This window comes from Streptomyces sp. NPDC015346 (assembly GCF_043078785.1).
Lineage (GTDB): Bacteria > Actinomycetota > Actinomycetes > Streptomycetales > Streptomycetaceae > Streptomyces.
The window spans coordinates 519,033-530,150 of sequence record NZ_JBIBTW010000001.1 but is presented as its reverse complement, the minus strand read 5'-3'; the positions used below and the strand labels follow the sequence as shown (position 1 = coordinate 530,150).

Genomic DNA, 11,118 nt, shown 5'->3' with positions numbered 1-11,118 from the left:
GCCGGCGGGAAGTGAGCCGGCTAGAAGCCGAGCTTCCGCAGCTGCTTGGGATCCCGCTGCCAGTCCTTCGCGACCTTCACGTGCAGGTCGAGGAAGACCGGGGTCCCGAGCAGCGCCTCGATGTGCTTGCGCGACTTCATCCCGACCTCCTTCAGACGGCTGCCCTTCGGGCCGATGATGATGCCCTTCTGGGAGGGGCGCTCGATGTAGACGTTCGCGTGGATGTCGAGCAGCGGCTTGTCCGCCGGGCGGTTCTCGCGGGGGATCATCTCCTCGACCACCACGGCGATCGAGTGCGGCAGCTCGTCCCGTACGCCTTCCAGCGCCGCCTCGCGGATCAGCTCGGCGACCATGACCAGCTCCGGCTCGTCGGTGAGATCGCCCTCCGGGTAGAGCGGCGGGGACTCCGGCAGGAGCGGGATCAGCAGATCGGCGACGAGCTGGACCTGCTGGCCTGCGACGGCCGAGACCGGGACGATCTCCTGCCACTCGAAGCCCAGCTCCTTGCCGAGCTGGTCGATGGCGATGAGCTGCTCGGCGAGGGTCTTCGAGTCGACCAGGTCCGTCTTGGTGACGATCGCGACCTTCGGGGTCTTCTTGATCCCGGCCAGCTCCTTGGCGATGAAGCGGTCGCCGGGGCCGAGCTTCTGGTCGGCGGGCAGGCAGAAGCCGATGACGTCGACCTCGGCCCACGTCGTGCGCACGATGTCGTTGAGACGCTCGCCGAGGAGGGTGCGCGGCTTGTGGAGGCCCGGCGTGTCCACGAGGATCAGCTGGGCGTCCGGGCGGTGCACGATGCCGCGGACGGTGTGCCGGGTGGTCTGGGGCCGGTTGGAGGTGATCGCCACCTTCTGGCCGACCAGAGCGTTCGTGAGGGTGGACTTGCCCGCGTTGGGGCGGCCGACGAAGCAGGCGAAGCCGGCCCGGTGGACGGCTTCGGAATCTTGGTTACGAGCGCTCATGGGGGCCATTCTCCCCGATGCCGGGCCGCCTCACGTACCCAGTGCCCGCCGACGCCGTACCCGGAGGCCCACGAGAGCCACCACTCCCCCGGTCAGCACCACCGCGGCGGCGAGCCAGGGCAGCGCGAGGAAGGACACCCGCCCGGACTCCCGTACGTCCTTCGCCGTCGCCGTGAGGGTCACGCCACCCCAGTCGAACTGCGGCGATCCGGTCCACCGCTCGGTGAGCCGGATCTTCTGGCGGGGCAGCAGCTCGGAGGGACCGTCGCCAGGTCGCGGGCGAGCAGCTTCACAAGCGCGCAAAGAGGGCCCGGCGGGATGCCGGGCCCTCTTCGGGCGTTCGGTGGACCTGGGGGAACGGCCCTAGCCGGCGGTGACCGCCGCGCGGAGCTGTCCGTCGGGCCCGGCGAGCAGGACCGGGGTCTCGGGCCCGCCGAGATCCCGTACCGCCGCGCGGTCCGCGTCCGAAGCGGCGTCGGCGGTCGAGACGACGGCCGCGGCCTCCAGCGACTGGGCGCCGCTGGCCACGGCCATCGCGACGGCGGTCTGGAGCGCGCTCAGCTTGAGCGACTCCAGCTCCACGGTCCCGGCCACGTAGGTCCGGCCGGTCTCGTCACGTACCGCCGCGCCCTCGGGCACACCGTTGCGGGCGCGGGCGCTGCGCGCCAGCGTGATGATCTTGAGGTCCTCGGCGCCGAGGTCGCCGTGGTCGGGCTTGAGTGTCATGCCCCGAGCATAGGTCGGGGCGCGGGATCAGCTCTGCGCGCCCTTGACGAACTTGTCGGCGGCGAGCTTGGCGAGGGCGTCGAAGTCCTTGTGGCCGGAGGCGTTCGGCGGCACGTGGGAGACACGGAGCACGCCCGTGCCCTGCCGGGCGACGAGGAGGTTCGACTCGACGGTCATGGCCATGTCGGCGATCTTCATCTTCAGCCGGAACGCGCGCGACTCCTCCCCGGCCTCCGGGCCGGTGATCTTCTCGGCCGTGACGGTCATCTTCATGCCCTGGAGTTCGGCGGCGAACCCCTTGCAGGTGTCCACGGAGGTGCTCAGCGCCTTGAAGAAGTCCGTGGCACCGGCGGCCGGGAAGGTGAAGACCTGGCTGTCGATCCCGGTCGTGTCGCTGGTGCGCTCGAAGCTGCCGGACGGGCCCATCGTCGCCCCGGTGATGGTGTCGGCCATGAAGCCGGCGAGCGGCTGGCACTCCGGCTTGTCGGCCTTCGCCTGGATCTGGTCCGGGTCGGCCGAGCCCTTCTTCCAGCCGGTGGGCAGGTCCTTGAGGGTCAGGGTCGCGGCCGTCATCTGCTCGGCCGTCAGCGGGGCGGCGGCGGCCGGTGCGGCGGAGGTGGAGTCGGCGGCCGGCTTGTCGGCCGCCTTCTTCGTGTCGTCCTTGGCGTCGCCGCCACCGCACGCGGCGGTCAGGGAGAGGGCGGAGACGGCGAGGGCCGCGGCCAGGCCGTGGCGTATGCGAGCGCGCATGGTGATGGGTCCTTGAGTGGTGCGAGGGTGAGCGGAACTGCCGTACGCCATCGCGGTGTACGGACGCCGTGGAGGATATACGGCGCCTGTGACAATCCTGTGCGCCCCGGACGGCCTTGCTCAGCCCGCCAGGGGGAACATCGCCCCGCGCCGTCCCTCCGGGGAAACCAGCCATTCCAGCTTCGCCGCCGTGTCCGCCACGGGCAGCGGGGTGTGCATGACGATCGTCAGGTCCGGGCGTGCGGGCACCCGCAACTGCGTGGACTCCACGTGCAGGACGCCGACGAGCGGGTGCTCGATCTCCTTGCGGATCTGGCCGCCCGGCGAGATGTCCCGCCGCTCCCACAGCTCGGCGAACTCCTCGCTCGCCGCCTTCACCTCCTCCACCACCGCGCGGAAGCCCTCGTCGTCGGGGCACTCCGAGCAGGCGGCGCGGAACTGCGCGACGACCTGCGGCGCGAGCCGCTTCCAGTCGGTCGACCGGGAGCGGTAGATCGGGTCGGTGAAGAACGAGACGAGGCAGTTCTGCGAGATCTCGGGCCGCATGCCGAGGACGACGGACGCCGACTCGTTGTACATGATCGTGTTCCAGTACACGTCCATGATGTGGGCGGGGAACGGCATCCACGCGTCGATCAGCCGCCGCAGGCCCGCGCACATGCCCCGCGCCGCCGGATCGACCTCGGGCGCGGGCGGGTTGAGTCCGGCGAGGACGTACAGGTGGCGGCGCTCGATCGCGCTCAGCCGCAGCACGCGCGCCACCGAGTCCAGCACCTGCGGGGAGACCGTGATGTCGCGGCCCTGCTCCAGCCACTGGTACCAGGAGACGCCCACGCCCGCGAGGACGGCGACCTCCTCACGGCGCAGACCGGGCGTACGCCGGCGGGCGCCGCCGTCGGGAAGGCCGGCCTCGACGGGGGTCACCCGGGCCCGACGACTCATCAGGAACTCGCGCAGTTCGGCGAGTCGGTGCCTCTTGGCGGCGTCGCTCTCGACCGCAGTGGCCACGTGCTTCCTCCCCCTGAGCAGCCTGGTGGTGCGACCAACAGGATAAGTTCCCGCTCCCCACGGATGTTCCCGCGAGCCGAGGGTGGTCGCCATGGCAACCGACACCTACACCGACACCCCGACCACGACTCCTGTGGGAGCCCCCACCCCGTCGCTCACCGGCCGGGCCCGGCTCATCCTCTTCGTGCTGTGCGCGGCCCAGTTCATGGTGGCGCTCGACTTCTCCGTCCTGAACGTCGCCCTGCCGGTCCTCGGCGCCGACCTCGGTCTCGGACAGTCTGCGCTGCAGTGGGCCGTGACGGCCTTCGCGCTGCCCTCCGGCGGGTTCCTGCTGCTCTTCGGGCGTACCGGCGACCTCTACGGGCGCAAGAAGCTGTTCCTGGCGGGTCTCGCCCTCTTCGGCGCGGCCTCGCTCCTCGCCACCTTCGCCTGGGACCCGGCGTCGTTCCTGATCGCACGGGCCCTCCAGGGTCTGGGGGCGGCGGCGATCGTGCCGACCGGCATGTCCCTGCTGACCACCACCTTCCCCGAGGGCCCGCAGCGGGACCGCGCGCTCGGCGTCTCCGGCACCGTGCTGTCCCTGGGCTTCACGATCGGGATGGTGCTCGGCGGCGTCATGACGGACATCCTGGGCTGGCGCTCGACGATGGGGCTGCTCGCCCTGTTCACGCTGATCCTGCTGCCCCTGGCACCGGGTCTGCTGCCCGAATCGCGCACGCCCGAGCGGCCGCGGCTCGACCTGCCCGGAGCGGTCACCGTCACCGGCGCCCTGCTCGCCCTGATCTACTCCCTGTCGACCGCTGCCGAGCACGGCTTCGGCGGCGCGGACGTGCGGGTGACCCTCGTCCTGGGCGTGCTGCTCCTGGCGGCGTTCGTGGTCGTCGAGTCCCGGCACGACGCCCCGCTGGTCAGCCTGCCGATGCTGCGCCGCAGGACGGTCGCCTTCGGCAACCTCGGCGGTCTGGTGACCTTCTCGATGATGTCGACGGTCATTTTCGTCCTGACGCTCTACCTCCAGGAGACGCTGGGGCTCTCGGCGTTCGCGACCGGTCTCGTCTTCGGCGTGCAGGGGCTGCTCTCGATCCTGGTCGGTTCGGTGGCGGCGAAGGTGATCGGCCGGATCGGCGCGGGCCGCACGCTGGTGTTCTCGCTGCTGGGCCAGGGCCTCTTCGTGGCGCTGCTGCTCGGCATCGGCTCGGACTCGGGGGCGCTCCTCGCGACCGTCGGCGTCTCGCTGGCGAGCATGTGCCACCTCGGCGCGATCATCTCGTACGGGCTCATCGTCACCTCCGGTGTCCCGAACGAGGAGCAGGGGCTCGCGACCGGTCTCGTGACGACGACCCAGCAGGTCGGCATCACCGTCGGCATCCCGCTGCTCGGCGTCCTGGCGACCACGGGCGGCGATCTCTACGACGGTGTCCGCACGGTCCTCGCCGTGAACGCGGCCATCGTGGTGGCCACGGGCCTGCTCGTGGCGCTGGGCCTGCGGAAGCGAGCCTGAGCCGAGCGGGCCTGAGGCGAGCAGGCCTGAGCCGCGCCGCGCAGCCGTGTGGACTACGAGCGGTCCAGGCGGAGCCGTACCGCCTTCGGGAGGCCGGCGACCACCAGGTCGTAGGAGTCCTCGATGAGCTCCCGGACCATCCGGTCCGGGAGCCCGCCGACCGTCACGGTGTTCCAGTGGCGCTTGTTCATGTGGTAGCCGGGGGCGACGGCCGGGTACTCCTCGCGGAGCCGTTCCGCCTCCTCCGGTTCGCACTTGAGGTTGATCCTCAGCGGCTCGGCGTCCAGCGCCGAGAGCGCGAACATCTTCCCGGCGACCTTGAAGACCGAGGCCTCCGGGCCGAACGGGAACTCCTCCGTCGCGTCGTTGAGGTCCAGGCAGAACGCGCGCAGCTGGTCGGGGGTCATTCCGGCTTCCCCTCCGGCTCCACGAGCACCGTGACGATCTTGTTCCGCCGGCCCGCCGGGGACTCGGCGGTCAGCCGCAGCGAACGCCCGTCCGGCAGCTCCACGACCGCCTTCGCGCCGGCGATCGGCACCCGGCCGAGCGCCTTGGCGAGCAGCCCGCCGACCGTCTCCACGTCCTCGTCGTCGTACTCGTCGGGGCCGAAGCCGTACAGCTCGCCGAGGTCTCCGATGTCGAGGCGGGCGGTGACGCGGTAGCGGCCGTCGCCCAGCTCCTGGACCGGCGGGATCTCGCGGTCGTACTCGTCGGTGATCTCGCCGACGATCTCCTCCAGGATGTCCTCGATGGTGACGATCCCGGCCGTGCCGCCGTACTCGTCGATGACGACGGCGACGTGGTTGCGCTCCTGCTGCATCTCCCGCAGCAGGTCGCCCGCGTTCTTGGTGTCCGGCACGAAGGCGGCCGGCCGCATCGCCGTCGACACCAGGTCCGCCTCCGCGTCGCGGTTGATGTGCGTCTTGCGGACCAGGTCCTTCAGATAGACGATGCCGACGATGTCGTCCTCGTTCTCGCCGGTGACCGGGATCCGCGAGAAGCCGGAGCGCAGTGCCAGGGTGAGCGCCTGCCGGATCGTCTTGTACCGCTCGATGCAGACCAGGTCGGTGCGGGGCACCATCACCTCGCGTACGAGCGTGTCGCCGAGCTCGAAGACGGAGTGCACCATCCGGCGCTCGTCGTCCTCGATCAGCTGCTCCTGCTCGGCGAGGTCGACCATGGCCCGCAGCTCGGCCTCGGAGGCGAAGGGGCCCTTGCGGAAGCCCTTGCCGGGGGTGAGCGCGTTGCCGATGAGGATGAGCAGCTGCGGGACGGGCCCCATGATCCGGGCCAGCGGCAGCAGGACGTACGCGGCGGCGGTGGCCGTGTTGAGCGGGTGCTGGCGGCCGATGGTGCGCGGCGAGACGCCCACGGCGACGTAGCTGACGAGCACCATCACGCCGATGGCGACGAGCAGCGCCTCCCAGGTCGCGGAGAACTCCTCCAGGCACACATAGGTGACGAGGACCCCGGCCGCCATCTCGCAGGCGACGCGGACGAGGAGTGCCACGTTGAGGTAGCGGGTGGGGTCGGAGGCGACCAGGGCGAGCTTGTCGGCGCCGCGCCGCCCGGCCCGCAGGGCCTCGGCGGCGCGGAAGCTGGTGACGCGGGCGACGCCGGCCTCGGCGCAGGCGGCGAGCCAGGCGACGACGATCAGGGCGACCGCGCCGAAGATCAGCGATGCGTTCATCGGGTTCGTCGGGTCCGTCGTGTTCGTCGGGGGCTCAGGAGACGGTGGGCGCCGGGGAGGGGCCGGTCAGGCCCTTCTCCGCGCGCCAGCCGTCGACGATGGCGGCCTGGAGGCCGAACATCTCCACCTTCTCGTCCGGCTCCTCGTGGTCGTAGCCGAGCAGGTGCAGCACTCCGTGGACGGTGAGGAGCTGGAGCTCCTCGTCCATGGAGTGCTGCGTCGGCGCGTCCTTGCCCTGCTGGGCGGCGACCTCGGGGCAGAGCACGATGTCGCCGAGGAGCCCCTGCGGGGGCTCCGCCGTCTCGTCGTCCTTCGACGGCGGACGCAGCTCGTCCATCGGGAAGGACATGACGTCCGTGGGGCCCGGAAGGTCCATCCACTGCATGTGGAGCTGCTCCATCGCCTCCGCGTCGACGACGATCACGGAGAGCTCGGAGAGCGGGTGGATGCGCATCCGCGCGAGGGCGTAGCGGGCGATGTCGAGGATCGCCTGCTCGTCGACCTCGGTTCCGGACTCGTTGTTGACGTCGATCGACATGGTGCTCTGTTACTACTTCCCGTTGCGGCTGTCGTACTGCTCGTACGCGTCGACGATACGGCCGACGAGCTTGTGCCGTACGACGTCGTGGGACGTGAGGCGCGAGAAGTGCACGTCGTCGACGCCTTCCAGGATGTCCTGGACCTGGCGAAGACCGCTCTTCGTGCCGCCGGGAAGGTCGACCTGGGTGATGTCGCCGGTGATGACGATCTTCGAGTCGAAGCCGAGCCTCGTCAGGAACATCTTCATCTGCTCCGGGCTGGTGTTCTGCGCCTCGTCGAGGATGATGAACGCGTCGTTGAGCGTCCGGCCTCGCATGTACGCCAGCGGCGCGACCTCGATCGTGCCCGAGGCCATGAGCTTCGGGATCGAGTCGGGGTCGAGCATGTCGTGCAGCGCGTCGTAGAGCGGCCGCAGGTAGGGGTCGATCTTCTCGTAGAGCGTGCCGGGCAGGAAGCCGAGCCGCTCGCCCGCCTCGACGGCCGGCCGGGTCAGGATGATCCGCGTGACCTGCTTGGACTGCAGGGCCTGGACCGCCTTGGCCATGGCCAGGTACGTCTTGCCGGTGCCGGCGGGGCCGATGCCGAAGACGACGGTGTGCTTGTCGATCGCGTCGACGTACCGCTTCTGGTTGAGGGTCTTGGGGCGGATGGTGCGGCCGCGGCTGGAGAGGATGTTCTGGGTGAGCACCTCGGCCGGGGTCTCCTGGCCTGCCTCCGCCGTGCCCGTCTCGCTCGCTCTGAGCATGACGATCGAGCGTTCCACTGCGTCCTCCGTCATCGGCTGTCCGGTGCGGAGCACCAGCATCATCTCGTCGAACAGGCGCTGGATCAGCGCGACTTCCGCGGCGTCCCCCACCGCGCTGACCTGATTGCCCCGGACATGGATGTCGGTCTTCGGGAACGCGTTCTCGATCACGCGCAGAAGGGCGTCACCAGAGCCGAGAACGGTCACCATCGGGTGCTTCGCGGGGACGGTGAAGTGGGCGCGGGTCTCGCCCGGTGCGCCATTGGGGGCTGTGGGTGTCTGAGTCATGGGCCGGCACTGTGGCCTGCACATACCTCCCGTTGCAGGGTTCTCGCTGCTCGACAACCTCTCGGACACCAAGCCTACGACTTGTCACTGACAAGGCCGAAGCCTTTTACCGCGCGAGGTCCGGGCCGCTTGCCGTGTGAGTGCCGCGCGAGGTCCGGGCCGGGGGCTCGGCCGGGGGCTCGGGCGCGTGCTCAGGCCGAGCGGCGGAAGCCGATGGTGGGGACCGCCCGGCGCAGGGGCCACGGGCGCGTGGCGGCGGGCAGCAGCGCCTCCAGGAAGGCGTAGCGGGCGCGCAGGGCCTCCGGGTCCTGGCAGGCGTGCCCCTGGACGTGCTGCCACCAGGCGGCGACCTCGCCCCAGCCGGGGGCGGAGAGCGAGCCGCCGAACTCCTGGACCGACAGCGCGGCGGTCAGGCCGGCGAAGGCGAGCCGGTCGGCGAGCGGCCAGTCGGCGAGCGTTCCGGTGACGAAGCCGGCGACGAAGACGTCACCGGCGCCGGTGGGGTCGAGCGCGGAGACCTGGATGGCCGGGACCTCGGCGGTCTCGCCGGTGGCGCCGTCGACCGCGTAGGCGCCCTCCGCACCGAGGGTGACCACGGCGTAACGGACCCGGTCGGCGAGCGCGTGGGCGGCGGCCTTCGGGCTGTCGGTACGGGTGTAGCGCATGGCCTCCTGGGCGTTGGGCAGGAACGCCTCGCAGTGCTCCAGGTCGGTGAGGCCGCCCAGGTCCCAGCCGCCGGTCTCGTCCCAGCCGACGTCGGCGAAGACCTTGGCGCCGCCCCGGGCGGCCTGCGCGACCCACTCCTCGGCGCGGCCGGGCACCAGCGAGGCCACGGCGGCGCGCGCGTGCGGCGGGTAGGCGGGCAGGGCGCCGTCCAGCGGCGGGGCCTCGTGGCCGTGCGAGACCATCGTGCGCTCGTCCTCGTACGCCATGGAGACGGTGACCGGGGAGTGCCAGCCGGGGACGGTGCGGGAGAGCGAGAGGTCGATGCCCTCGCCCTGCTCCAGGGCGTCCCAGCAGTACTCGCCGTAGTGGTCGTCGCCGAAGGCGGCGGCGAGCGAGGTGCGCAGGCCCAGGCGGGCGAGGGCGGTGGCCATGTTGGCGACGCCGCCGGGGCTGGAGCCCATGCCCCTGGCCCAGGACTCGGTGCCCCGGACGGGGGCGCTGTCGAGGCCGGTGAAGATGATGTCGAGGAAGACCGTGCCGGTGAGGAAGACGTCGCACTCGGGGTCGGTGGGCTCGCGCAGGCGCACCAACGGGTCGACCCCGGCGTCGTGTTGCTGCTCTCCCCTTGCTGTGGTCACGGAGGCCTCCCCGAACGTGGTGCGGATCAGCCCAGTGTGCCCGATGAGGGTGGCGTGACGGGGGTGACGCAGCGAAGAGAGCGGCGCCCCCTACCCACCCCATCAACCTCCAAACCACCTTGTGACTCAGATCACAAGAGGAATGGAGCGATTCCACCCTCTCCGGGCTTCTCCGGGCCGCCGGTCGCTTGATACACATGGTGCCGCGATCCCGTGCAACACCGGGCGCTCCACCCCCTTTTCCTCTGTTCCCTGGAACGCCCATGTCGTCGCGCCCGCGTGCTCTGGGGCCCCTTGTCGCCCTGTTCACGGCCGGTTATCTCGCCCCGTACCTGCTCCCGACCGTCGTCGGCCGGCTCTCGGGCGGACTCGGACTCACCCCCGCCCAGGCCGGCCTGGTCGGCTCGGTCCTCCTGCTCGCCTCCGCGTCGGCCGGCTTCGCGCTGGCCGCGCGCGTGGAACGGCTCGGCCCGCGGCGGGCGGCGAGGGTCGGTCTGCTCGCGATGGGCGTCGGATACGGCTCGGCGGCGCTCACCGCGAGCGTCCCGCTGGTGGTCGGCGGCGCGGTCGTCGGCGGTCTCGGCTCCGGTACGGCGCTCGCGGTGGCCGCGGCGGGGATCGCGGCGCAGCCCGATCCGCACCGGGCCTCGACGCTCGGTCTGCTCTCGGTCTCGGCGACGGCGGGCGCGCTCTATCTGACGCTCCCCCACCTCGGCGGCGGCCACGCGCTGCCCTTCGCGTCGATCGCGCTGACGGCAGCGCTGGTGTGGCCGCTGACGGCCGGCCTCCCGGGGCCGGCCGGCGACCGGACGCCTGCCCGGGCCGCGGCTCGCGGCGGGCTCGGCGGCCCGCTCCCGCACCGGCGTTCCGGCGCGGTGCTCGCCGCCGCGATCCTGCTCTGGTCCCTGGCGCAGAACGCCCTGTGGGGCGTCAGCGGCCGGATCGGCGTCACGCAGGCGGGCCTCGGCGAGGTCACCGTCGGCGCGGTCTTCGCGGTGGCGCTCGGCGCGGGTCTCGCGGGGGTCCTGGGCGCCGGTGTGCTCGGTTCGCGGCTGGGCCGCGCGGTGCCGGTCGGGGCGGGCACGGTGGTCATCGCCCTCTGCGTCCTGGTCAGTTCGGGCGCCGAGAGCCTGGCGGCCTTCGCGACCGGTGAGATCCTGTGGAACGTCTTCTACCCGGTCGTCCTGTCCTACCTGCTGGGCCTGGCCGCCTCCCTGGACCCGCGCGGCCGCTGGGCGGTGCTGGTCGGCTCGGCGTCCTCGCTGGGCGTGGCCTGCGGCCCGGTCACCGGCAGCGTGCTGTCCGCGCAGGCCGGCTACCCGGGCATGGGCCTGATCCTGTGCGCCCTGCTCCTGCTGGTCGCGGCCCCGATGACGGCGGTCGCCCTGCACACCTCGGGCCGCCCCCTGGTCCCGGGCTCCGTCCGCCGCCGCGGCGGCGCCCCGGCGGCGGTCCTCGCGGGCACGACGACCGCGGCCACCGGCCTGGTCCCGCAGATGGGCGCCCCGGAACAGCAGGTCACCCCCGTCCGCGTCCCCACCCGCCGCCGCCCCACGGCCCAGCGCTCCTACCGCCTGGCCCGCCCCGGCGACCGGGGGTAGGTG

12 protein-coding genes are annotated in these 11,118 nt (G+C 71.9%); 2 read left to right on the top strand and 10 right to left on the bottom strand.

The window, feature by feature from the left end; translation table 11 throughout:
- Nucleotides 1-20: 20 nt before the first annotated feature.
- The 5 genes from era to ACF06X_RS02340 form a co-directional block, all read right to left on the bottom strand.
- The gene (era, locus tag ACF06X_RS02360; protein ID WP_392285286.1) at nucleotides 21-962 is read right to left on the bottom strand and encodes a GTPase Era; all 942 of its coding nucleotides are present in this window, start codon (nucleotides 960-962) and stop codon (nucleotides 21-23) included.
- Nucleotides 963-992: 30 nt separating this feature from the next.
- Nucleotides 993-1,145 (bottom strand): hypothetical protein, encoded by a 153-nt coding sequence (locus tag ACF06X_RS02355; protein ID WP_392285285.1) that lies wholly within the window; start codon nucleotides 1,143-1,145, stop codon nucleotides 993-995.
- Nucleotides 1,146-1,325: 180 nt separating this feature from the next.
- Complete coding sequence (locus tag ACF06X_RS02350) at nucleotides 1,326-1,688, bottom strand: cytidine deaminase (protein ID WP_392285284.1); 363 nt, start codon at nucleotides 1,686-1,688, stop codon at nucleotides 1,326-1,328.
- 27 nt (nucleotides 1,689-1,715) lie between these two features.
- The gene (locus ACF06X_RS02345) at nucleotides 1,716-2,438 is read right to left on the bottom strand and encodes a hypothetical protein (protein WP_392285283.1); all 723 of its coding nucleotides are present in this window, start codon (nucleotides 2,436-2,438) and stop codon (nucleotides 1,716-1,718) included.
- A 120-nt stretch (nucleotides 2,439-2,558) separates the two neighbouring features.
- Nucleotides 2,559-3,446: a helix-turn-helix transcriptional regulator gene (locus ACF06X_RS02340; RefSeq protein ID WP_392285282.1), complete on the bottom strand. Its 888-nt coding sequence runs from the start codon at nucleotides 3,444-3,446 to the stop codon at nucleotides 2,559-2,561.
- 91 nt (nucleotides 3,447-3,537) lie between these two features.
- On the opposite strand from ACF06X_RS02340, the gene ACF06X_RS02335 reads away from it, so the two are divergent.
- Nucleotides 3,538-4,947: an MFS transporter gene (locus ACF06X_RS02335; protein ID WP_392285281.1), complete on the top strand. Its 1,410-nt coding sequence runs from the start codon at nucleotides 3,538-3,540 to the stop codon at nucleotides 4,945-4,947.
- Between the two features lie 53 nt (nucleotides 4,948-5,000).
- On the opposite strand, the gene ACF06X_RS02330 is transcribed toward ACF06X_RS02335, so the two are convergent.
- The 5 genes from ACF06X_RS02330 to ACF06X_RS02310 form a co-directional block, all read right to left on the bottom strand.
- The gene (locus ACF06X_RS02330; protein ID WP_392285280.1) at nucleotides 5,001-5,354 is read right to left on the bottom strand and encodes an MmcQ/YjbR family DNA-binding protein; all 354 of its coding nucleotides are present in this window, start codon (nucleotides 5,352-5,354) and stop codon (nucleotides 5,001-5,003) included.
- On the bottom strand, nucleotides 5,351-6,637 hold the full coding sequence (locus ACF06X_RS02325; protein WP_392285279.1) for a hemolysin family protein: 1,287 nt from the start codon (nucleotides 6,635-6,637) through the stop codon (nucleotides 5,351-5,353). The genes ACF06X_RS02330 and ACF06X_RS02325 overlap by 4 nt, the downstream gene beginning before the upstream one ends.
- A 34-nt stretch (nucleotides 6,638-6,671) precedes the next feature.
- A complete protein-coding gene (gene ybeY / locus ACF06X_RS02320) occupies nucleotides 6,672-7,175 on the bottom strand; it encodes an rRNA maturation RNase YbeY (RefSeq protein WP_392285278.1) in 504 nt (167 codons plus the stop codon).
- A 12-nt stretch (nucleotides 7,176-7,187) separates the two neighbouring features.
- A complete protein-coding gene (locus ACF06X_RS02315) occupies nucleotides 7,188-8,210 on the bottom strand; it encodes a PhoH family protein (RefSeq protein ID WP_392285277.1) in 1,023 nt (340 codons plus the stop codon).
- A gap of 191 nt (nucleotides 8,211-8,401) precedes the next feature.
- Complete coding sequence (locus ACF06X_RS02310; protein WP_392285276.1) at nucleotides 8,402-9,514, bottom strand: PfkB family carbohydrate kinase; 1,113 nt, start codon at nucleotides 9,512-9,514, stop codon at nucleotides 8,402-8,404.
- Nucleotides 9,515-9,777: 263 nt separating this feature from the next.
- On the opposite strand from ACF06X_RS02310, the gene ACF06X_RS02305 reads away from it, so the two are divergent.
- Nucleotides 9,778-11,115 (top strand): MFS transporter, encoded by a 1,338-nt coding sequence (locus ACF06X_RS02305; protein ID WP_392285275.1) that lies wholly within the window; start codon nucleotides 9,778-9,780, stop codon nucleotides 11,113-11,115.
- Nucleotides 11,116-11,118 lie beyond the last annotated feature (3 nt).

Coding starts and splice junctions, on each gene's coding strand:
- ACF06X_RS02335 (WP_392285281.1), top strand. CDS start 3,538: ATGGCAACCGACACCTACACCGACACCCCGACCACGACTCCTGTGGGA.
- ACF06X_RS02350 (WP_392285284.1), bottom strand. CDS start 1,688: ATGACACTCAAGCCCGACCACGGCGACCTCGGCGCCGAGGACCTCAAG.
- ACF06X_RS02345 (WP_392285283.1), bottom strand. CDS start 2,438: ATGCGCGCTCGCATACGCCACGGCCTGGCCGCGGCCCTCGCCGTCTCC.
- ACF06X_RS02315 (WP_392285277.1), bottom strand. CDS start 8,210: ATGACTCAGACACCCACAGCCCCCAATGGCGCACCGGGCGAGACCCGC.
- ACF06X_RS02305 (WP_392285275.1), top strand. CDS start 9,778: ATGTCGTCGCGCCCGCGTGCTCTGGGGCCCCTTGTCGCCCTGTTCACG.
- ACF06X_RS02325 (WP_392285279.1), bottom strand. CDS start 6,637: ATGAACGCATCGCTGATCTTCGGCGCGGTCGCCCTGATCGTCGTCGCC.
- era (WP_392285286.1), bottom strand. CDS start 962: ATGAGCGCTCGTAACCAAGATTCCGAAGCCGTCCACCGGGCCGGCTTC.
- ACF06X_RS02330 (WP_392285280.1), bottom strand. CDS start 5,354: ATGACCCCCGACCAGCTGCGCGCGTTCTGCCTGGACCTCAACGACGCG.
- ybeY (WP_392285278.1), bottom strand. CDS start 7,175: ATGTCGATCGACGTCAACAACGAGTCCGGAACCGAGGTCGACGAGCAG.